We start from the raw sequence: 20,389 nt of genomic DNA on the forward strand, positions 1-20,389 counted from the left end.
ATCGGAGCCTTGTTGCGCTCGCATTCTCATACCCGCAGGGGGCTCCTGCCCCCTGTGATTGCCAGACAAAACCGTTGGTAATCCCCCTCTTTTCACCCGTCATTCACAACCAGATTGTTCCTCTCGCACACGACCACTCCAACCGGTTGCACCTTGCCATCCATCAGGCTTGATCTCTGTCATAAACGTGCGTTTGCTCGCGGTTAACCCCCTGCAGCCCGACTAGAATCAGGGTAGATAGGCGGCCTCAGGGCCCGAGGAGGTTATCATGATCGAGTACACCAGCAAGCGCATCGTCTGCCCCCACTGCGGTCACCATACCCGGGTCGAGCTGGATGCCAGCCAGGGTGATCAGGAGTTTTACGAAGATTGCATGGCCTGTTGCAATCCGATCCATCTGCGGCTTCACCGCGACGAAGCACGCGACTGTTTGCAGTTGTTTGTGGATGCAGACGACGAGCAACTGTTTTGATTGCGAGTCACAAAAAGCCGAGCAGCTGCTGTGCCTGCAAGTCGCAAAGAACTGTGCAGATGTTGTGACTGCGAGTCATAAAAAGTTGAGTGGATATTTTCACCATATAAATAACAAGGGCCTGCACACTGCAGGCCCTTGCTTATGAGGCGATTGAAACCGAGCCGTTTTCTTTCAGTGACCCCCGCGTGCCGCCAGCACCCGCTCCACGGTATCGACGATGGCCTGGGTCTGGGGATCGATCTCGATATTGGTCTGCCAGCCAGCCTTGACCCAACCCAGGTTGGTGCGGGCCAGGGTCTCGGGGATCAGGTGGACGCAGAACTCCCGCTCGCGCACCTCGCCGATGGTCAGGCTGATGCCGTCGATGCCGATATACCCCTTGGTCAGCACATATTTCATCAGCTCGGGGGCGAGGCGATACCACACCTGACGGTTGTTGGGGGTGTCGATCACCGAGGTTACTTCCGCCATCCCGATAATGTGGCCCGACATGGCATGACCGCCGATCTCGTCACCAAAGCGGGCAGCCCGCTCCACATTGACCTTGTCCCCCACCTTTAACAGGCCGAGGTTGGTGAGACGCAGGGTCTCCTGCATCAAATCGAAGCTGACCAGCTCCCCCTCGACCCGGGTGACGGTCAGGCAGCAGCCGTTGTGAGCGACCGAGGCGCCGAGGGCCAACCCTTCCCCCCACACCGGGCTTGGCATGCGGATCACATGGGTACGGAAGTTGGGTTGCTCTTCGATGGCGACCAGTTCGGCCACACCTTGCACAATTCCGGTAAACATCATCACCTCTTTGTTTCTGGTAACACGCTCTGTTTTTTATCGCGGCCTGTGGCCGCTTCTTTTACATAATCCGTTTTTTACACAATTCGTTTCGTACAAACTGTCACACCTGCTCCGCCGCCTCAGACCGCGCCAGCACACGAGTCCGGTGCTGGGAATGGATGACCACTATGCCAGCCAGCACGATGAGCAGACACCCCGCCATACTACTGAGGGTCGGCATTTCACCAAACATCAGATAGCCGCAGAGGGTAGAAAAAAAGATCTGGAAATAGAAGAAGGGCGCCAGAGTAGAGGCCTGCGCATACTGCATCGCCTTGATAAGGCAATATTGGGAGAGCAGGGTCACCACTGGTAGCGCCAGCAGATAGGGCCAGTCGGCAAGCGCCGGAAAGCGCCACAGTGCGGGCTGCCAGCAGAGTGCGACCATTGCCACCATCCCCAGCATGAAGCAGGTGACGATTAGGATATCGAGGGTGGTCAGACGTGGATCCACCAGCTTGGTGATGAGGTTGTAGCCGGTGTTGGCCAGTACAATGACCAGTGGCAGCAGATAGTAGAGGTTCGCGTCGCCCTCGTCAGGATGGGTCACCACCAGCACGCCAAACAACCCCAGCAGCACGGCCGCCACCTTGGTCCGGGTCAGACGCTCCCTGAAAAAGATCACGCCCGCCACCACGAAGGCCAGCGAACCGAGCTGACAAATCATGGTGTAGACGTTGAGCGGTACATGGGCCAGCGCAATCACCGAGACCAGCGCACAGACCAGAAACAGCAGCGAGCGCAACAATAGCCAGCGATCCACCGCCAGCAGCGCCGACATGGTGCGCCTTGGCAACAACATCAGCAGACCAAGGAAAGGAACAAAGAAGCGAAACCAGACCATCTCCATCACGGAGTAGCCATGGAGTACCAGATACTTGTCCGCGCCATCCTTAAGCGTCAGGGCGAGAAGTGCAAACAGCGTCAGAAAGATCGCCAGTGAGTTGCGCAAAGAGAGCAGCATCGAAGAGGCCGAAACAGGAAAAGGGGGTAATCAAACTAACGGGCTTGCCGTAAATTACAACCGCGAGAATGACAAAATGGGAGCAAAACCGCTATATTTGCTCGCCTTTTTACTTTCAAGGAAGCAAATCATGATGGTTTATGAGTGCTGTGAAGCGATCCGTATCGCCTATAACCAGATTGGCTCCGGCGAGCAGGGCTATGTGCCGAAGGCCATCGCCGCTACCATCCGTGCCCTCAACGCGGTCGCCGCCGATGAGCGGGTACCCGCCGAACTGCGCGAGCAGGCTGCCTATGCCGCTGCCAACCTGCTGATCAGCGATCACGAAGACGCCTGATCCCGCAGCCGGGGCGGCAACTATTTCGTCCTGGCTGAATTTCAGGCTAGAATGCCTCCCCCACCCTTTGCACTTTCGTCCGAAAGTGCAAAGGCTCTTCCCGATTTCCGCTCTTTTTTACTCTTATCTGATCCACTCGGAGGTGTCAGTGCAACGTTATTGGTCCGAGGCGAAGCAGCTCGTCCGTCTAGCCAGCCCCATTCTGGTCGCCCAGGTGGCCCAGGTCGCCATGAACTTCGTCGATACCGTGATGGCGGGTCAGGTGAGTGCGGTCGATCTGGCCGCCGTGTCGGTGGCGTCCAGCTTCTGGCTACCGGTGATCCTGCTGGTGCAGGGGATCATCATGGCGCTCACCCCCATCGTCTCCCAGCTCAATGGCGCCCGTAAACGGGAGGCAATTCGCCCGGCCGTTCATCAGGGTTTCTGGCTGGCACTGATCGTCACCCCGCTGGCGATGATTGCGCTTTATTACAGCCCGCTGGCGTTGCAGTTCATGGATGTGGAGCCGGTGATGGCGGCCAAGACCACTGGTTATCTGCACGCAATTCTGTGGGGCCTTCCCGCGTTCGTGCTGTTCCAGGTGCTGCGCAACTTCAGTGAGGGGCTCTCCCACACCATGCCCACCATGGTGATCGGCTTTGTCGGGCTGGCGGTCAATATTCCCGCCAACTACATCTTTATTCACGGCCACTTCGGCATGCCGAAACTGGGCGGGGTGGGTTGTGGCGTGGCTACGGCCATTGTGCTGTGGGCCATGCTGCTGGCGATGATCCTCTATGTGAAGCTCTCCTCCCATTTCAAGGAGATCAACCTCTTCTCCCGACTCGCACGCCCCAACGGCAGCCGGATCTGGCGCCTGTTTCGCTTGGGGTTCCCCATCGCCATGGCGATCTTCTGCGAGGTGACCCTGTTTACCGTGGTGGCCCTGATGCTGGCTCCTTTCGGTGCCGAGACGGTGGCGAGCCACCAGATTGCGCTGAACTTCTCCAGCCTGGTCTTTATGCTACCCCTCTCCATCGGGGTGGGTGTCACCATCCGGGTCGGCCACAGTATCGGTGAAGGGCAACCCCATCACGCTCGGGTGGCAGCTCGCACCGGCTTGATGCTGGGGATGGCCATCGCTGCTGCCACTGCCGCCATGACGGTACTGCTGCGCGAGCAGATCGCCTCCATCTATACCGATGATCAGCAGGTGATCGTCCTGGCTGCCATTTTGCTGTTCTTCGCCGCCATCTATCAAATCTCCGACTCGGTGCAGGTGGTCGCGGCCGCCGCACTGCGCGGTTACAAGGATACCCAGGCGATCTTCTACGTCACCATCGTCGCCTACTGGGGACTGGGGCTGCCCACCGGCATGATCCTGGGTCTGACCGACTGGCTGGTGCCGCGGATGGGGCCGCAGGGTTTCTGGATCGGCTTTATCGTCGGCCTCACCAGTGCGGCCCTGATGCTGGGGGCGAGATTGCGCTACATCTATGGCCGTTTTGCCACTCCGGAAGCCTGCACTACCCTGTCGCGATCTCAGTAACAGGGCTTGGCAAGCGACAACTCGCCTGCAAAATCAACAGGCTGCGCAAGAACTGGGCAAACAGTCTCCTTTGTGCGTATGGCCTGTTGACAGCCTTGGGGGGCATGGGTAGTATGCCGACCACGCCAGCAATGCTGGCGTAGTGAAGTGGGTTTATAGCTCAGTTGGTTAGAGCACTACCTTGACATGGTAGGGGTCGTTGGTTCGAATCCAATTAAACCCACCACTTTTTCTGTGATGCGTCCTTAGCTCAGCTGGTTAGAGCACCACCTTGACATGGTGGGGGTCGGTGGTTCGAATCCACTAGGACGCACCATTACAGAACACTGATTATGCGTCCTTAGCTCAGCTGGTTAGAGCATCACCTTGACATGGTGGGGGTCGGTGGTTCGAATCCACTAGGACGCACCATTCAGTTTGAAAGATATGCAGATATTCCAGATGTGGGTTTATAGCTCAGTTGGTTAGAGCACTACCTTGACATGGTAGGGGTCGTTGGTTCGAATCCAATTAAACCCACCACTTTCCTGCATAAAGAAGTCAAAAGTCGCATTGCGCACCTTGCGTCCTTAGCTCAGCTGGTTAGAGCATCACCTTGACATGGTGGGGGTCGGTGGTTCGAATCCACTAGGACGCACCAGATTAAAAAAGCCCGCTCATCGAGCGGGCTTTTTGCATTCTATCCAACCACTCCCCTACCCCGCCAATCCGTTCAGCACCGACAGGGCAATGGCGCAGAACCTTGTTCCAATAAAAAGCCCGTGTCATCCGATAAACGACACGGGCCAGATAGACGCCGCCAGATCTTCAACTCTGCACGGCAATCTCGTACTTCTTTATCTTGCGATAGAGGGTGGCAATCCCTATCCCCAGCGCCTGTGCGGCCAATTTCTTGTTGCCAAGCCGCTGCAGGGTCTCTTCAATCATCTGTTTTTCCATGCTCTCAAGGCCGCTCTCACCCGGAGCGGGTTCAGGCAGTTTCTCCGGCATGGCGGCGAGCGGAGCGGTGGCAGGCACATTGAACGCCGTATCCAGGTTGGTCACCGGGATCGACTGGGCGGTGACGCGATGGGGCTCCTGATTGCGGATGATGTTGGGGGGCAGCAGGCTGGCGTCAATCACCTCGCCCGCCTGGCTGACGTTGACCAGATATTCGATGAGGTTGCTGAGCTCACGGACATTGCCCGGCCAGCGATACCCCTTGAGCAGCGCCATCACCTCGGGCGCCAGACCGGGATAGACAATGCCAATGCGGCTGGTGTGCAGGTTGAGGAAGTAGTGGGTCAGCAGCTCCACGTCCCCTTCCCGCTCCCGCAGTGGCGGCAGGTTGAGGGGGATGACGTTGATGCGGTAGTAGAGATCCTCGCGAAACTTCCCTTCGGCGATGTATTGATCGAGATGCTGGTGAGTAGCGGCGATGATGCGAATATCCACCGGCACCGGTCGGCTGGCCCCGATGGGGGTCACCTCCCGCAGCTCCAGCACCCGCAGCAGCTTGGCCTGCATGGTGAGCGGCATGTCGCCAATCTCGTCGAGGAACAGGGTGCCCTGATGGGCTGCCTGGATCAGGCCCTGTTTGCCACCGCTGGAGGCACCGGTAAAGGAGCCCTTCACATAACCAAACAGCTCGCTCTCCAGCAGTTGTTCGGGAATGGCGGCACAGTTGATGGCGATGAACGGCTTATCCTGCCGCGGACTCAGGCGATGGACAGCGCGTGCCACCACCTCTTTACCGGTGCCGCTCTCGCCACAAATCAGCACGCTGGAGGGGCTCTGGGCGATGCGGTGCAGTAGCCGCTTGAGGGTGCGCATCGGCTTGCTCTCGCCGATCAGCTGATCGATCCGCACATCCGGATCCGGCTCCTGCACCTGACCGGAGTGGGACTGGTGAAACGCCATCAGAAAGAGCTGCTGGCCCTGCACATGGTGCAATTGACCGATGATCAGCTCCTGACGCCCCTCAAAGGTGATGATGTGCTGAAGATGACCACTCAGCCCCTGTTGGGAGAAAGTGAGCGGGCGGATCCCCACTTCGCGCCCCTGCAGCTGTTCCTGCTGGCAACCCAGATGATGGAGCGCCGCCTCGTTGGCGTAGAGCAGTTGACTCTTGTCATCGAGCAGCAGGCAGCCCTGATCCATGTTGGTCATCAGATTGAGGAACACCTTGTTGACCCCGTCCGACAGCCCGCGCGAATCGAGCAACTTGGCCACAAAGATGGTGGAGATGTGGCGCACATAGTCGCACACATCCTGCAGATTGTTGTTGAGGCGCGCCTGCTGCTCGTCGCTGAAAGCCACCAAACTGATCACCCCGATGCAGCGCTCGTCCACCATGATGGGCACCCCGAGGAAGGCGCGCTCACGGCAGCTCTCCTTGCAGGTACAACCGTCACACACGGGATCATCACTGGTGTGGGTAACGATCTTCTCCCGCTGGTTATCAATCACATAGCGCAGCAGGCGGGAGTCGCCCTCCAGCTGACGTCCGAAGAACTTGCCATAGGGCCCGGTGCCAGCCACCCGAACCATATCGGCATCCACAATTTCGACCTCAAGCTGCAGCACACTCGCCAGCATCTTGGCAAAGCGCAAGATGGTCGGCTGGATCTGCATCAACAGACACTGGTTGCTCACGGATCTCATCCATCATTCCTTTTTGTTCTTGTTATCCTCCCCCTAAAGGGAGTCATGCTGGCCAGATACTAAGGGATATCAGGGGGAACTACTTCGGGGGGGATCACGAAAAGGGAAAATGATCTGCATCCTCCGCGACTTCAGAGGCACAGATAAAATTCAATAAAAACATAAAGATGAAAACACATGCAGTGAGATAAACCACTCGGGTCAGCCAAGCCTGCTGATCTGCGGACTCCATCGACAGATCATGCTGAATGTGGGAAAAGCGACCTCTGATATGACATTTGGTTCACGCGCCGCGTACCTGTTTCAAGACTTGGCACTCATGGTCGAAATCCGCTTTATCTTGCGGCTGAATGTAATTTTGCCAGCGGGCAAACAACTCGGCCGTCGGATAACGATGCAGACGAATACCGGTGCGATAGAGTTTGGGAAAGAGTGGGTCTGGCTGGGATCTCACGACCAGACCGCGCAGCTTCTCGCCAGAGGGAATGGCAATCACCAGCTCATCACCCTCTTTCAACCGTATGGCCCCCAGGATGCCGATGCCGCCGATGGCTATGTCACGCACCACCACATAGGGCACGGGGTTGAGCAACTCCAGAAACCAGTTGCGACGGCGACATTCTGCCTTGTAACCCCCCCCACTGAGGATAAAACGGCGGTGTCTGCGCCAGTCATAACCGGTAGGCAGTGCCGGATCATAGCGCGATTTTGCCTGCCCCACAGGATCAGATTGCTCACTTGTGCTCATCCGGTTTCCCTCACTGGCATTGGTTAAACAGTGTCAGTCAGCTCTTTTTCATACTATAGCTGTCGCCGTTAGGCCCGGGGCTCAGGGTTGGATAGGGGGACGACAGATGTATCACGAGGCAATGATGTGGTACGAACCGTTTCCACGAGAAGAGCCGCAGCGATGCAATCTGACTTAGCCAGGCAGATGAAGTGCCAGCCAGACCGCCAGCGGGATCACCAGCACAGAGAGGGCATTGCCGCCGAGCACGATACTGGCCACCTTGTCCGGCTGGCAGTGATACTGCTCGCAGAGCATGTAATTCAACACCGCAGGGGGCAAGGAAACCGACAACATCAACAGCGGGATCCACTCCGTCTTGAGCGGCAACAGCCAGATCGCCAGCAGCAGCGACAATCCCCCCGCCAGCAGATAGAGCAGGTTGCACTTGAGCGCGAGGCCAAGGTGATCGAGTTCTCCCTCCATCAGGCGAATGCCCAGCGCAAAGAGCATCAGGGGCACCGAGATCTGGCCGAGCAGCGAGGCCGTGGTCACCACATATTCCGGCAGCATAATGTGCAAGTTGGCCACCAGCAAACCGGCCAGCGCGGACCACAGTACCGGGCTGCGCAGCCACAGCCAGCGGGAGGTATTGGCCGAGAGGATAAACATGCCGACCGAGAAGTGCAGCAGATTGGAGAGCACAAAGAGGATCACGATGGCCCCCAGTTGCTGCTCGCCAAATGCCAGCACCATCAAGGGGATACCAAGATTGCCGGTATTTCGGAACATGGCGGGCAAGATCAGCGCTGCCCGCTCAATCCCTTTGAGTTTGAGCAGCGCGAGCAGCAGACCGGGTAACAGAATAACCAGCGCCCCCGCCGCAATCAGCGGCAGATGCTCCGCCAGCGCCAGCGGATACTTGACCAGCGCGGAGAAGACCAGCGCAGGGGTAAACAGCTCGATATTGGCCCGATTGACGTAACCGAGCGCAGCCCCCGGTCGCAATCGCCCGTAGAGTGCACCGAGCCCGACCACACCGAACACCGGAATGACGATATTGAGCAAGGCGCTGAACATGGGCTGCGTCCGTTACAGTTCGCGGGCCGGTTTGCCCATCAGCACCACCGGATCCAGCGTCACTTCCAGTGCGCCGTTACTGACCCAGAGCTGACCATCGGAAATAGTGCAGGTGAGCTGCATGGTACGCTCGACCATGGCGGTGAGCGGCAGAGTCTGGCTGTCGGAGAGTTCGATGATGCTGAGGTTGTCATGCTGGCTCAGCTTGCCCTGGTTCTGCTTCCACCAGACGGCTGTACCACGACCACCGTAGAGATAGAGCACCACCTGACGGGCGCGGTTACAGGCCTTTTTCAGCCGTTTTTCATCGGGTTGGCCCAGCTCGATCCAGAGCTCTATTTCGTCCGAGTAGTTCTTGCACCAGAGCTCGGGTTCGTCATCGGCGCTCAATCCCTTGGTGAACTCCAGTCGCTCAGCGGCGTGCCAGGCAAAAGCCGCCAGCCGGATCATCATCCGCTCATCGGTTTCGGAGGGGTGGCGCGCCAGCGTGAGGGAGAAGTCCTGATACAGATTGCGATCCATATCAGACAAACTGATCTGGGCCTTGAATACGGTTGCCTTGAGAGCCATAGAAAACCTTGAACACCTGATAAGAGAAGGGTGAGTGGGAAATACGGGCGCCAGTGTAATCAAAATCGGCGGCAGGTTCGACCATCCTGACCATAGATTTTCCCTTCCCTGCCGGGATAAGTGCTTTAAAAGACACAAAAAACAAATGCCAGTCCGAAGACTGGCATTTGGCGGCATGGAGAAGCGACTCACTTCTCGGCGGACTGTACCCCGAACGCATTCAGCAGCATGCAACAGGTCACTGCCACCGCCACGAATCCGCTCAGAAAGATAAAGGGCATGGCCCCGTATCCCAGTACTGTCCAGATGGTGTGTTCAAGAAGACTCATTGTTGTGTCCTTCATCCGGTGAAAGGTGTGTTCCTTCTGGCGGATATTGGCTCCGCTCTTGATGCCTCCATTTGACCTCAATCAGCGGTTGGGTCCTATGCCACCAAAGTGATAAATGCAGGGTTCATTTGCGCTGGATCAAGCTTTTTGGCCAAATATCCATGCAGTTCAAGCAATTACCACCGCCAATCAAGGATAGACACAAACACGGCAGAATAAAAAAACGCGCCGGATGGCGCGTTTCTTGGACAGCACAGGCAAGGGATCAGTTGTCGCACAGATCGCTTGGCATGTCCTGACGCAGGCGGGTCCACAGCTTGCCGGACTCGATACCGTACTGACGCACCGTCATGAACACGGCTTCGTGGTTCTTGGTCTCCGCCAGATTGAGCAGGGTCTTGTAGTAGGCATCTGCGGTCTCGCGGGCCTGCTTGTCGGAGAAGTAGTAGCTGCCAACCCGGCTGTACAACCCTTTGAAACCGTTCAGGATCAAAGCGTAGATCGGATTGCCGGAAGCAAACGCCAGCTGGTGGTGCAGGCGATAATCGAACTCGGCATAAGCCTGTGCGTTGTTCTCGACCCCATCGGCGCCACGCAGGATCTCGGCGGCCTGTTCCGGATTGTGACGGATCGCCCCGCGGATAAAGATGGTGCAGATGTGGGTACGGGCGGAGAGCAGCTGAGCTATCAGGTCAGGTACCTTGTCCTGATCCAGACGAGCCAACGTCTCCAGAATATTGAGGCCGGAGGTTTCCCAGAAATTGTTCACCTTGGTCGGCTTGCCATGCTGTATGGTCAACCAGCCATCACGGGCCAGTCGCTGCAGCACTTCGCGCAAGGTAGTCCGCGTCACCCCGATCAACTCGGATAATTCACGCTCGGCGGGCAGAATAGATCCGGGAGGAAAGCGATTGTTCCAGATGGACTCGATGATGTATTCCTCGGCAAACCCAGCTGGGCTCTGCGCTTTTATAACCATGAATTGACTCTGTTGTAATGCGTAAAAAGGCTGACGAATGATATCAAAGCGATGATGGCTGGCAAGCATAAGGTCAGTCCTCTGCTCACATATGGCAAATATAGTGTTGGGAATATGTATCTAATCGCCACGAGGGAGCCAGCCAACCCCGACAAGGTGGTTATAAAACAGACACATGGGCAGAGATCCATCGGCTATCATTTATAATCGTCACGCTTTTTGATTAAAATCACGAGGAATCAGACAGATAAAGGCCAACATCCGGAGGCACAGGTCGAATCATCCTTGACTGCATAGAAGCAGATCCTAACAACAAAGTTGAGACCCATTATCATGCCAATAAGCCTAGGGCAGGCATTCGCCAAGAACTTCTTGGGCAATGCACCACAGTGGTATAAAAGTGCCATCTTGCTATTTCTGGTGATCAATCCGATTGCCTTCCACCTTGATCCTTTCATTGCGGGCTGGTTACTGGTCGTTGAGTTTATCTTCACCCTGGCCATGGCCCTCAAGTGCTACCCCCTGCAACCGGGTGGTCTGCTCGCGATCGAAGCCGTGTTGATCGGCATGACCTCCGCCGATCAGGTCAAACACGAGCTGGTCGCCAATATTGAAGTGCTGTTGTTGCTGGTGTTCATGGTGGCAGGCATCTATTTCATGAAGCAGCTGCTGCTCTATGTCTTCACCAAGCTGCTGATCGGTGTACGCTCCAAGATCCTGCTCTCCCTCTCCTTCTGTCTGGTCTCCGCCTTCCTGTCGGCTTTTCTCGATGCCCTGACTGTGATTGCTGTGGTGATCAGCGTCGCCACCGGCTTTTACGCCATTTATCACAAGGTCTCGTCCGGCAAGGAGTTTGGTCACAGCCATGACCATACTGATGATAAGGAAGTCGCCGAGCTCAATCGCCAGGATCTCGACGATTTTCGTGCCTTCCTGCGTAGCCTGATGATGCATGCCGCCATCGGTACCGCGTTGGGCGGTGTCTGCACCCTGGTGGGCGAGCCGCAAAACCTCATCATCGGCGAGCAAGCCAGCTGGAACTTCGCCGAATTTGCCATTCGCATGTCCCCAGTGACCGTCCCCGTCTTTATCTGCGGTCTGCTGACCTGCGTGCTGGTAGAGCAGTTCCGCTGGTTTGGCTATGGCGCCCGCCTGCCGGACACGGTGCGCGCCATCATGGAGGAGTACAACCGCTACGAAGAGGCAAAACGCAGCCCGCAAGACAAGGCCAAGCTGATCGTTCAGGCATTGATTGCAGTCTGGCTGATTGTCGGTCTGGCCATGCACCTGGCAGCCGTTGGTCTGATTGGCCTCTCGGTCATCGTGCTGGCCACCTCTCTGACCGGGATCACCGAGGAGCACTCGCTGGGTAAAGCCTTCCAGGAGGCACTCCCCTTCACCGCCCTGCTGGCGGTCTTCTTCAGTGTAGTCGCCGTCATCATCGATCAGCAGCTGTTCAAGCCGGTGATCCAGCTGGTACTGGCAGCCAAACCAGAGAACCAGCTGGCCCTTTTCTATCTGGCCAACGGGGTGCTCTCCATGGTCAGTGACAACGTCTTTGTCGGCACCGTCTACATCAATGAGGTGAAGACGGCCATGCTCAATGGTGCCATCGACCGCGCCCAGTTCGATCTGCTGGCGGTAGCCATCAACACAGGTACCAACCTGCCGTCGGTCGCCACCCCCAATGGTCAGGCCGCCTTCCTGTTTATGCTCACTTCGGCATTGGCGCCGCTGCTGCGTCTCTCCTATGGCCGCATGGTCTGGATGGCGCTGCCCTACACCCTGGTGCTGGGGCTGATCGGCTTTTTCTCTGTCGAATTGCTGCTTGGTCCTGCCACCGAGTGGTTCTATCAGCACGGATGGCTGGTGATGGAGAGTACGCTGCCAGCGGTACAGCCAGCGCTGCATTAATCCGTTGCGACGGTTTCCGAGGGCCCTTTCAGGGCCCTTTTCTTTTCGGTTCCGCTCTGCTCTAATTCAGCCACTGTTTTTTCTGAGAGATCAATGAGATGATCGAGTTTCTCCGCCGTATTGCCGCCCATCGGCTGGCTTGGGGCCTGTTGGCAGCATCAGCCCTGTTCCTCGAGTTGTGCGCCCTCTTCTTCCAGCATGTGCTGGGCCTCTCCCCGTGCGTGATGTGCGTTTACGAACGGTTGGCGACCCTGGGTGTGCTGGCCGCTGGTCTGCTCGGCATGGTGGCGCCGGATAAGTGGTATGTTCGCTGGAGTGCCATGTTGCTGTGGGGCTACAGTGCCTTCCGCGGCTTCCAGCTGGCCCTCAAGCATGTGGACTATCAGGTCAACCCCTCACCGTTCAACGTCTGCAGCCCGTTTGCCGACTTCCCGAGCTGGGCTCCACTCGATCAGTGGCTCCCCTGGCTCTTTATGCCGGAAGGGGATTGTGCCCAGATCACCTGGCAGTTCTTCGGTTACTCCATGCCCCAGTGGCTGGTCGTCATCTTCGCCGCTTACCTGTTGGTCTTCACCGTAGTGGCCATCGGCAATCTGGTGAAAGGGCGCTGCTGCAACTGAGTGTCATGCCCGCGTGGAGATAAAAAGGGGGAGCCATAATGGCTCCCCCCTTTCTCGTTCTGGCTGACCGTATTTCTGGTTACGCCTTGACAGTACCCATCTTGGCCTTGACCGCGCCAATCACCATGGGCAACAGGGAGATGCCGATGATGCCGAAGATCAGCAGGGTAAAGTTGTGACGCACCACCGGCAGATTGCCAAAGAAGTGGCCGGCATAGACGAAAGAGAGTACCCACAGCAGACCGCCAACCAGGTTGAACGCCAGGAAGCGCGGATAGGTCATGGCCCCCATCCCTGCCACGAACGGCGCAAAGGTACGCACGATAGGCAGGAAGCGGGTGATGATGATGGTCTTGCCGCCATGCTTGGCATAGAAGGCGTGGGTCTTCTCCAGATAATCCCGGCGGAAGATTTTTGAATCCGGGTTGCGGAACAACTGCTCGCCGAAGAAGTGACCAATGGTGTAGTTGACCACGTTGCCCAGCACGGCAGCGATGATCAGCACGGCCGCCAGGGTATGGACGTCCAGCACGCTGCCCACGGTAAGCGCACCGGCGGCAAACAGCAGGGAGTCACCCGGCAGGAACGGCGTCACTACCAACCCGGTTTCACAGAAGATGATCAGAAACAGGATGGCGTAAACCCAGACGCCATAGTTCTCGAACAGCTCTTTCAAATGCACGTCAACGTGCAGAATAAAGTCGATTGCAAAGAGGATCAGATCCATTTTTTCCATACCCATAAAGTGAACGGCGTGGAGTCTACGCCAATGCCATCCGGGCGACAATCACTGGGCCTGCCTCTTTTTCATCCTGCAGAGCCCACCTTCAAATGAAACCGTTTTTCCGCTTCCTTCGAGGGTGGGAGCGCACAGAGTGATGTCGAGCGTGGTGTTGAAAAGGTGAACTAGGAGGCCTGTTCCAGATCGCTGCGCACTGCGGGGGGAAGGCAACGCTCCCAACCCCACAGCAACAACAGCAACAACAGCAACAACAGCAACAACAGCAGCAGGGTCACGTCATCGAACCAACCCAGCAAGGGCACCACGTCAGGGATAAGATCCACCGGACTAATGCCATAGAGCAGGATAAGGATCACCAGTCCCCTCGCCCACCAGGGGGTTCCGGGATGGCGAAAGCCCTGATAGAGACGACGAAGTCGTTGCCAAATCAGCCAGCGTTTGCGGCTCATGATTCGATCAACTCGCTGCGCAACCGCTGGATCTGATCCCGCAGTGCCGCCGCCTGTTCGAATTCCAGATCCCGGGCATGTTGGAACATCTGTTCCTCCATCAGTTTGATCTCTTTGGCAATCTCACTGGCAGAGCGGACATGGTACTCCCCTTGCGGCTCGGCTGCCTTGCGCATCCCCTTGCCTGGTTTGCCTGCCGTGCGGCTGCCCCCCATGTCCATCACATCGCCAATGGATTTGTTGAGCCCTTTGGGGGTGATCCCATGCTTGAGGTTATGGGCATGCTGCAAGGCGCGGCGCCGCTCGGTCTCCTCAATGGCTACCTTCATCGAGTTGGTGATGGTATCGCCATAGAGAATGACCTTGCCGTTGAGGTTACGCGCCGCACGGCCGATGGTCTGGATCAGCGAGCGAGTGGAGCGCAGGAAGCCCTCTTTATCTGCATCCAGAATCGCCACCAGCGACACCTCCGGCATGTCGAGGCCTTCCCGCAGCAGGTTGATACCCACCAGCACATCGAACTTGCCAAGGCGCAGATCGCGGATGATCTCCACCCGTTCGACCGTATCGATATCGGAGTGGAGATAGCGCACCTTGACGTCGTGCTCCGCCAGATACTCGGTCAAGTCTTCCGCCATCCGCTTGGTCAGGGTAGTAACCAGCACCCGCTCCTCGACGGCGACCCGCTTGCGGATCTCGGAGAGCAAATCGTCCACCTGAGTGGTCACAGGACGCACCTCGATCTCCGGATCGAGCAGGCCGGTTGGGCGCACAACCTGCTGCACCACATCGCCGCCGGACTTCTCCAGCTCGTAGGGGCCGGGAGTCGCCGAAACAAACACCGTCTGCGGCATCAGCGCTTCAAATTCGTCGAACTTGAGCGGCCGGTTGTCCAGCGCCGAGGGGAGCCGGAAGCCGTACTCCACCAGGGTCTCCTTGCGGGAGCGGTCTCCTTTGAACATGGCGCCAATCTGCGGCACCGTGACGTGGGACTCGTCTATGATGAGCAGGCCGTCCCCCGGCAGGTAGTCAAACAGGGTGGGCGGTGGCTCCCCCGGCGCACGGCCGGAAAGGTAGCGGCTGTAGTTCTCGATGCCGGAGCAGTAACCCAGCTCCTGCATCATCTCCATGTCGAACTGGGTACGCTGGCTGATGCGCTGCTCTTCCACCAGCTTGTTGAGGGACAACAGCTGCTCGCGGCGGCTGCGCAGCTCCTCCTTGATATGCTCGATAGCCCCCAGAATGGTTTCGCGCGGGGTGGCGTAGTGGGTCTTGGGGTAGATGGTATAGCGCACCACCGTCTGCTCGATGGCACCGGTCAGCGGGTCGAACAGGGAGAGGCGCTCCACCTCCTCATCAAACAGCTCCACCCGCAGGGCCAGCTTGTCCGATTCGGCAGGGTAAATGTCGATCACTTCACCGCGCACCCGGAAGGTGCCGCGTTGAAACGCCATGTCGTTACGGGTGTACTGCAACTCTGCGAGGCGACGCAGGATATCCCGCTGGTTGATCACATCCCCCACTTTGAGGTGCAGCATCATGCTCAGATAAGCTTGGGGATCCCCCAGACCATAGATGGCCGACACCGAAGCAACGATCACCACGTCGCGCCGCTCCAGCAGTGCCTTAGTGGCGGACAATCGCATCTGCTCGATGTGATCGTTGATGGAGGCATCCTTCTCTATAAAGGTGTCGGTGGTCGGCACATAGGCTTCGGGCTGGTAGTAGTCGTAGTAGGAGACGAAATACTCCACCGCGTTGTCGGGGAAGAACTCCTTCATCTCACCATAGAGCTGGGCGGCCAGGGTCTTGTTAGGGGCCAGGATCATGGTCGGGCGGTTCAGGGTGGCGATGACGTTGGCCATGGTGAAGGTCTTGCCCGAACCGGTCACCCCGAGCAGGGTCTGGTGGGCCAGCCCCGACTCGATGCCATCCAGCAGTTGGGCAATCGCCGTGGGCTGATCCCCGGCGGGTTGAAACTGGCTGGCTAACTTGAACAATTTGCTCATGAACACTCCCGACACAAAACAGCAGAGGAGCAGTGTAACCGAGGGTTTGGCAGCGGTACACCCGTGCCATCATCCCGCGAATGGCTTGACCACCTCGGACACCTTCTGTATGATGCTCCTCCTTGCCTGATGTTCCCCCGTAGTTCAGTCGGTAGAACGGCGGACTGTTAATCCGTATGTCACTGGTTCAAGTCCAGTCGGGGGAGCCAAATTCCTCACCATCTCGGTGCAAGTTATCCACTTTAGTGCCCTCTCCTGCCAATTTTAATGCACAAGATCCTTCTTGCTGCTGACGCTCCCTTTTGTTACCCGTCTCGGCTCGACAGAGTTTTCTTCTGTCGCACCTAACTATTTGATTTTTATACAAACATTTTTCTTCCGGTATTTTTTGAACAGCCCTTGCATCCCAGTGCTGGCGCGGCTTTCCGGGCGATGAACAAGTTTCATAAACAGGGTTATCCACAGATTCTGTGGGTAAGTGCAGCAAGCCCTGTCAGGACGCGGGATTGCCCTTGATGGCCCCCGGCGAAGAGTCATTTTGCTGGCCAACCTGATTTTATGCTGTTTTTTTGCCCCCTCAGGAACAGTGAGGTGACAGGCTCTATTGGCACTTTTCAGAGGTATCTTTTTGCCAACCCATGCCCCGTGGGCGAACGGGTAAATATCAAGCTGACTTGCCCCTCAGCCAACCATGGTGGCCATCGGTTGAATCTGCTGAAACTGATCCCCGCCAAGCGGCCGGACAGCAGAATCTAAAATATCGGCCTGCGCCAGAGCACTTCGGTCGCGGGCAGCAGATTTCACTAATTGACAACGACGGTTACAGCAAAAATAGCCAGATTTCATCCGCTTGTCTCCCTATCACGCCGCCGGCTCCACAAATAGCGTCCGATAACGTCCGATTAATCGCTCCCTTGCGCTTCTTTATTGGGGATAGATCCGGCACAATATCGACCCCACTTTTTTCCTCGGTTTTTCCGGGCATGACCATAGATTTCGTGACACTGCTACATCAAAGCGACTCCCTGCTGCTGTTCGTGGTATTGGCCTTCGGCCTGCTGCTTGGCAAGGTGCGAATTGGCAACTTTCAGATTGGCAACACCATAGGTGTGCTGTTTACCGCCCTGCTGTTCGGCCAGATGGGCTTCGAATTTGCGGCCACCACTGAAAACGTCGGCTTTATGCTGTTCATCTTCTGTGTGGGGATCGAGGCGGGCCCTCACTTCTTCAGCGTCTTCCTGCGCGACGGCATCCACTACATCACCCTGACCCTGGTGATCTTGCTGACCGCCCTGCTGCTGACGGTGGGGCTGGCCAAGTTCTTCAATCTGGGGCCGGGCATGGCGGCGGGGATCCTGGCGGGTTCCCTCACCTCGACTCCAGCGCTGGTGGGTGCCCAGGATGCCTTGCGCAGTGGTCTGCTCAACCTGCCCCATCAAACTGATATGCAGGCGGTGCTGGACAATATGGGCATCGGCTACGCCCTGACCTATCTGGTGGGTCTGGTGGGCCTGATGCTGGTGGTGCGCTACCTCCCCTCGCTGGCACGCCTCGACCTCAATACCGAGGCACAAAAAATCGCCCGCGAGCGGGGGCTCTCCGACAGCGAGAGTCGCAAGACCTATCTGCCCATCATCCGCGCCTATCGGGTTGGCCCCGAGCTGGCAGCCTGGATCGGTGGCCGTACCCTGCGGGAGACCGGCATCTATCCCCATACCGGCTGCTATGTGGAGCGGATCCGCCGCAACGGCATTCTGGCCAGTCCCGATGGCGATGCCGTCATTCAGGAAGGGGATGAGATCGCCCTGGTGGGTTATCCCGAGAGCCACGAAAAGCTGGACGTCAACTACCGCAACGGTAAAGAGGTGTTTGATCGCAACCTGCTTGACCTGCAGATCGTCACCGAAGAGATAGTGGTAAAGAATGACTCCGTGGTAGGCCGCCATCTGGTGGAGCTCAACCTCACCGAGAAAGGGTGCTTCCTCAACCGGGTAGTGCGCTCCCAGATCGAGATGCCGTTCGATCGCAACATCATGCTGCAAAAAGGCGACGTACTGCAGATCAGCGGCGAGAAGCAGCGGGTCAAACTGCTGGCCAACAAGATCGGCTTTATCAGCATCCACAGCCAGACCACGGATCTGGTGGCTTTCACCACCTTCTTCGTGCTCGGCCTGCTGATCGGCTCCGTTTCGCTGGTGTTCGGTCAGATCGAATTCGGTCTCGGCAACGCCGTCGGCCTGCTGCTGGCAGGTATTCTGATGGGTTACCTGAGGGCCAACCACCCGACGGTCGGCTATGTGCCGCCCGGTGCGCTCAGATTGGCCAAGGATCTCGGTCTGGCGGTCTTTATGGTGAGTACGGGTCTGAAAGCCGGTGGCGGCATCCTCGACCACCTCAGCGAGGTGGGTACGGTAGTGCTCTTCTCCGGCATGCTGGTGACCACCTTGCCGGTGCTGGTTGGCTATCTGTTCGGGGTCTGGGTGCTCAAGATGAACCCGGCGCTGCTGCTCGGTGCCATCACTGGTGCCCGTACCTGTGCCCCGGCGATGGATGTGGTCAACGAGGCAGCCAACAGCTCCATTCCGGCGCTCGGCTATGCCGGTACCTATGCGGTGGCCAACGTGATGCTGACCCTGGCGGGCTCCTTTATCATCGGCTTCTGGTTCTAACCAGCAGCCATCAAGCTACCGCTAACAAAGAAGGGAGCCTCATGCTCCCTTCTTGCTATCTACTCCACTAGAGAGATGTAGAGCAGCCTTATGGGTGTGACATCACATGCCCCCCACCATCTGCACTGAACTCTGCCACCAACCCACTCTTCCTATTCCACAATGGCCGATGCTCTGCTCTGCTCTGCTCTGCTCTGCTCTGCTCTGCTCTGCTCTGCAATGAGTGATGGCAGATCACGGAAACAAAAAAAGCGCCCTGAGGCGCTTTTTTCAGATCAACCGGATATCAGCCTTTGAACTTGCTGAACACCAGAGAGGCGTTGGTACCGCCGAAGCCGAAGCTGTTGGACATGACGGTGTTAAGCTCGGCCGCTTCGTACTCACGCACGATGGGCAGACCTTCGGCCTTCTCGTCCAGAGTCTCGATGTTGATGCTGGGAGCGATAAAGCCGTGTTCCATCATCAGCAGGGAGTAGACAGCCTCGTGCACGCCCGCAGCGCCCAGCGCATGGCCGGTCATCGCCTTGGTGGCAGAGATCTTGGGACCGTTGGCGCCAAACAGAGTCTGGATAGCTTCCAGCTCCTTGGTATCGCCAACCGGGGTGGAGGTGCCGTGGGTGTTGATGTAGTCAACCTTGCCCACACCCTGCATCGCCATCTTCATGCAACGCACCGCGCCTTCACCGCTCGGCGCGACCATGTCATAGCCATCGGAGGTGGCACCGTAACCGGTCAACTCGGCATAGATGTGAGCACCACGCGCCAGCGCATGTTCCAGCTCTTCGATCACCAGAATGCCGCCGCCACCGGAGATAACGAAACCATCGCGGTTCGCATCATAGGTACGGGACGCTTTTTCCGGCGTGTCGTTGTACTTGGTGGAGAGCGCGCCCATGGCGTCAAACTGGATGGTAGAGGACCAGTCCAGCTCTTCACCGCCACCGGCGAAGACCACATCCTGTTTGCCAAGCTGGATCAGCTCAAGCGCGTGACCGATGCAATGAGCAGAGGTGGCGCAAGCTGAGCTGATGGAGTAGTTGACACCCTTGATCTGGAAAGGGGTCGCGAGGCAAGCAGAGGTGGTGGAAGACATGGTGCGTGGCACCATGTAAGGACCCACACGCTTGACCCCTTTCTCGCGGGCGATATCCACAGATTCCGAGGTGTTCTTGCCGGAGGCACCACCTGAACCGACCACCAGGCCGGTACGCTCGTTGGAGACCTGATCTTCCGCCAGACCGGCATCTTCAATGGCCTGCTGCATGGAGAGGTAGGCGTAGGCCGCCGCGTCACCCATGAAACGCATGACTTTACGGTCGATCAGTTCAGACGGATCGAGTTTGATGTTACCCCAGACACGGCTGCGCAGGTTGTGCTGCTCGAACTGCTCGGAATAGGTGATGCCGGATTTACCTGCTTTCAGGGAGGCCAGCACTTCTTCCTTGTTGTTGCCGATACTGGAGATGACGCCGATACCGGTGATCACTGCTCTTCTCATTAATTCATCTCGTCTGGAAAAACTG

At 57.5% G+C, this 20,389-nt stretch carries 19 protein-coding genes and 6 tRNA genes; 12 read left to right on the forward strand and 13 right to left on the reverse strand.

Annotation, left to right across the window (positions count from 1 at the left end; all coding sequences use genetic code 11):
• Positions 1-268: 268 nt before the first annotated feature.
• Positions 269-472 (forward strand): CPXCG motif-containing cysteine-rich protein, encoded by a 204-nt coding sequence (locus I6L49_RS06145; RefSeq protein ID WP_005336871.1) that lies wholly within the window; start codon positions 269-271, stop codon positions 470-472.
• A 174-nt stretch (positions 473-646) separates the two neighbouring features.
• On the opposite strand, the gene I6L49_RS06150 is transcribed toward I6L49_RS06145, so the two are convergent.
• On the reverse strand, positions 647-1,264 hold the full coding sequence (locus I6L49_RS06150) for a riboflavin synthase subunit alpha (protein WP_216951601.1): 618 nt from the start codon (positions 1,262-1,264) through the stop codon (positions 647-649).
• 103 nt (positions 1,265-1,367) lie between these two features.
• The gene (locus tag I6L49_RS06155; RefSeq protein ID WP_216950859.1) at positions 1,368-2,270 is read right to left on the reverse strand and encodes a DMT family transporter; all 903 of its coding nucleotides are present in this window, start codon (positions 2,268-2,270) and stop codon (positions 1,368-1,370) included.
• 130 nt (positions 2,271-2,400) lie between these two features.
• Here I6L49_RS06155 and I6L49_RS06160 point away from each other — a divergent pair, with 130 nt between their 5' ends.
• From I6L49_RS06160 to I6L49_RS06190, 7 genes are all read left to right on the forward strand, one after another.
• Positions 2,401-2,607, forward strand: a complete 207-nt coding sequence (locus I6L49_RS06160) for a YaeP family protein (protein ID WP_005352334.1) — start codon at positions 2,401-2,403, stop codon at positions 2,605-2,607.
• 148 nt (positions 2,608-2,755) lie between these two features.
• Positions 2,756-4,135: an MATE family efflux transporter gene (locus I6L49_RS06165; protein ID WP_216950860.1), complete on the forward strand. Its 1,380-nt coding sequence runs from the start codon at positions 2,756-2,758 to the stop codon at positions 4,133-4,135.
• Positions 4,136-4,284: 149 nt separating this feature from the next.
• Positions 4,285-4,361 (forward strand) — tRNA-Val (locus I6L49_RS06170).
• Between the two features lie 13 nt (positions 4,362-4,374).
• Positions 4,375-4,451: transfer RNA gene (locus I6L49_RS06175), tRNA-Val, on the forward strand.
• An 18-nt stretch (positions 4,452-4,469) separates the two neighbouring features.
• Positions 4,470-4,546: transfer RNA gene (locus tag I6L49_RS06180), tRNA-Val, on the forward strand.
• 34 nt (positions 4,547-4,580) lie between these two features.
• Positions 4,581-4,657, forward strand: a tRNA-Val gene (locus tag I6L49_RS06185).
• Positions 4,658-4,698: 41 nt separating this feature from the next.
• Positions 4,699-4,775: transfer RNA gene (locus I6L49_RS06190), tRNA-Val, on the forward strand.
• A gap of 167 nt (positions 4,776-4,942) precedes the next feature.
• Here the strand turns inward: I6L49_RS06190 and I6L49_RS06195 are convergent.
• The 6 genes from I6L49_RS06195 to fadR form a co-directional block, all read right to left on the reverse strand.
• Positions 4,943-6,778 (reverse strand): sigma 54-interacting transcriptional regulator, encoded by a 1,836-nt coding sequence (locus I6L49_RS06195; RefSeq protein ID WP_216950861.1) that lies wholly within the window; start codon positions 6,776-6,778, stop codon positions 4,943-4,945.
• Between the two features lie 283 nt (positions 6,779-7,061).
• Positions 7,062-7,526, reverse strand: coding sequence for a hypothetical protein (locus I6L49_RS06200; RefSeq protein WP_216950862.1), 465 nt, complete (start codon positions 7,524-7,526; stop codon positions 7,062-7,064).
• 174 nt (positions 7,527-7,700) lie between these two features.
• Entirely contained in the window at positions 7,701-8,585 is an 885-nt protein-coding gene (locus I6L49_RS06205; protein WP_216950863.1) for an AEC family transporter, read from the reverse strand.
• A gap of 12 nt (positions 8,586-8,597) precedes the next feature.
• Entirely contained in the window at positions 8,598-9,155 is a 558-nt protein-coding gene (locus I6L49_RS06210; RefSeq protein ID WP_005352343.1) for a YaeQ family protein, read from the reverse strand.
• Positions 9,156-9,343: 188 nt separating this feature from the next.
• Entirely contained in the window at positions 9,344-9,484 is a 141-nt protein-coding gene (locus tag I6L49_RS06215) for a TIGR02808 family protein (protein ID WP_005345965.1), read from the reverse strand.
• 265 nt (positions 9,485-9,749) lie between these two features.
• Positions 9,750-10,463, reverse strand: a complete 714-nt coding sequence (fadR, locus tag I6L49_RS06220; protein ID WP_026034983.1) for a fatty acid metabolism transcriptional regulator FadR — start codon at positions 10,461-10,463, stop codon at positions 9,750-9,752.
• Between the two features lie 333 nt (positions 10,464-10,796).
• On the opposite strand from fadR, the gene nhaB reads away from it, so the two are divergent.
• On the forward strand, positions 10,797-12,377 hold the full coding sequence (gene nhaB, locus I6L49_RS06225) for a Na(+)/H(+) antiporter NhaB (protein ID WP_120414355.1): 1,581 nt from the start codon (positions 10,797-10,799) through the stop codon (positions 12,375-12,377).
• 98 nt (positions 12,378-12,475) lie between these two features.
• Entirely contained in the window at positions 12,476-12,997 is a 522-nt protein-coding gene (gene dsbB / locus I6L49_RS06230; RefSeq protein WP_005336895.1) for a disulfide bond formation protein DsbB, read from the forward strand.
• A 79-nt stretch (positions 12,998-13,076) separates the two neighbouring features.
• Here dsbB and I6L49_RS06235 read toward each other — a convergent pair whose 3' ends face one another.
• From I6L49_RS06235 to uvrB, 3 genes are all read right to left on the reverse strand, one after another.
• Entirely contained in the window at positions 13,077-13,724 is a 648-nt protein-coding gene (locus I6L49_RS06235) for a DedA family protein (RefSeq protein WP_216950864.1), read from the reverse strand.
• A 179-nt stretch (positions 13,725-13,903) separates the two neighbouring features.
• On the reverse strand, positions 13,904-14,188 hold the full coding sequence (locus tag I6L49_RS06240; protein WP_216950865.1) for a YkvA family protein: 285 nt from the start codon (positions 14,186-14,188) through the stop codon (positions 13,904-13,906).
• Positions 14,185-16,197: an excinuclease ABC subunit UvrB gene (uvrB, locus tag I6L49_RS06245; RefSeq protein ID WP_216950866.1), complete on the reverse strand. Its 2,013-nt coding sequence runs from the start codon at positions 16,195-16,197 to the stop codon at positions 14,185-14,187. Before uvrB ends, I6L49_RS06240 begins: the two co-directional genes overlap by 4 nt.
• 133 nt (positions 16,198-16,330) lie before the next feature.
• Here uvrB and I6L49_RS06250 point away from each other — a divergent pair.
• Positions 16,331-16,406: transfer RNA gene (locus I6L49_RS06250), tRNA-Asn, on the forward strand.
• A 472-nt stretch (positions 16,407-16,878) separates the two neighbouring features.
• On the opposite strand, the gene I6L49_RS06255 is transcribed toward I6L49_RS06250, so the two are convergent.
• Positions 16,879-17,043 (reverse strand): hypothetical protein, encoded by a 165-nt coding sequence (locus tag I6L49_RS06255; RefSeq protein WP_162519568.1) that lies wholly within the window; start codon positions 17,041-17,043, stop codon positions 16,879-16,881.
• Between the two features lie 137 nt (positions 17,044-17,180).
• Between I6L49_RS06255 and I6L49_RS06260 the strand changes: the two genes are divergently transcribed.
• Entirely contained in the window at positions 17,181-18,866 is a 1,686-nt protein-coding gene (locus I6L49_RS06260) for an aspartate:alanine antiporter (protein WP_005336899.1), read from the forward strand.
• Positions 18,867-19,152: 286 nt separating this feature from the next.
• Here the strand turns inward: I6L49_RS06260 and fabB are convergent, their stop codons facing one another.
• Positions 19,153-20,364 (reverse strand): beta-ketoacyl-ACP synthase I, encoded by a 1,212-nt coding sequence (gene fabB, locus I6L49_RS06265; RefSeq protein WP_100645761.1) that lies wholly within the window; start codon positions 20,362-20,364, stop codon positions 19,153-19,155.
• Positions 20,365-20,389 lie beyond the last annotated feature (25 nt).

The sequence above is a fragment of the Aeromonas sp. FDAARGOS 1419 genome, from assembly GCF_019047045.1.
Lineage (GTDB): Bacteria > Pseudomonadota > Gammaproteobacteria > Enterobacterales > Aeromonadaceae > Aeromonas > Aeromonas veronii.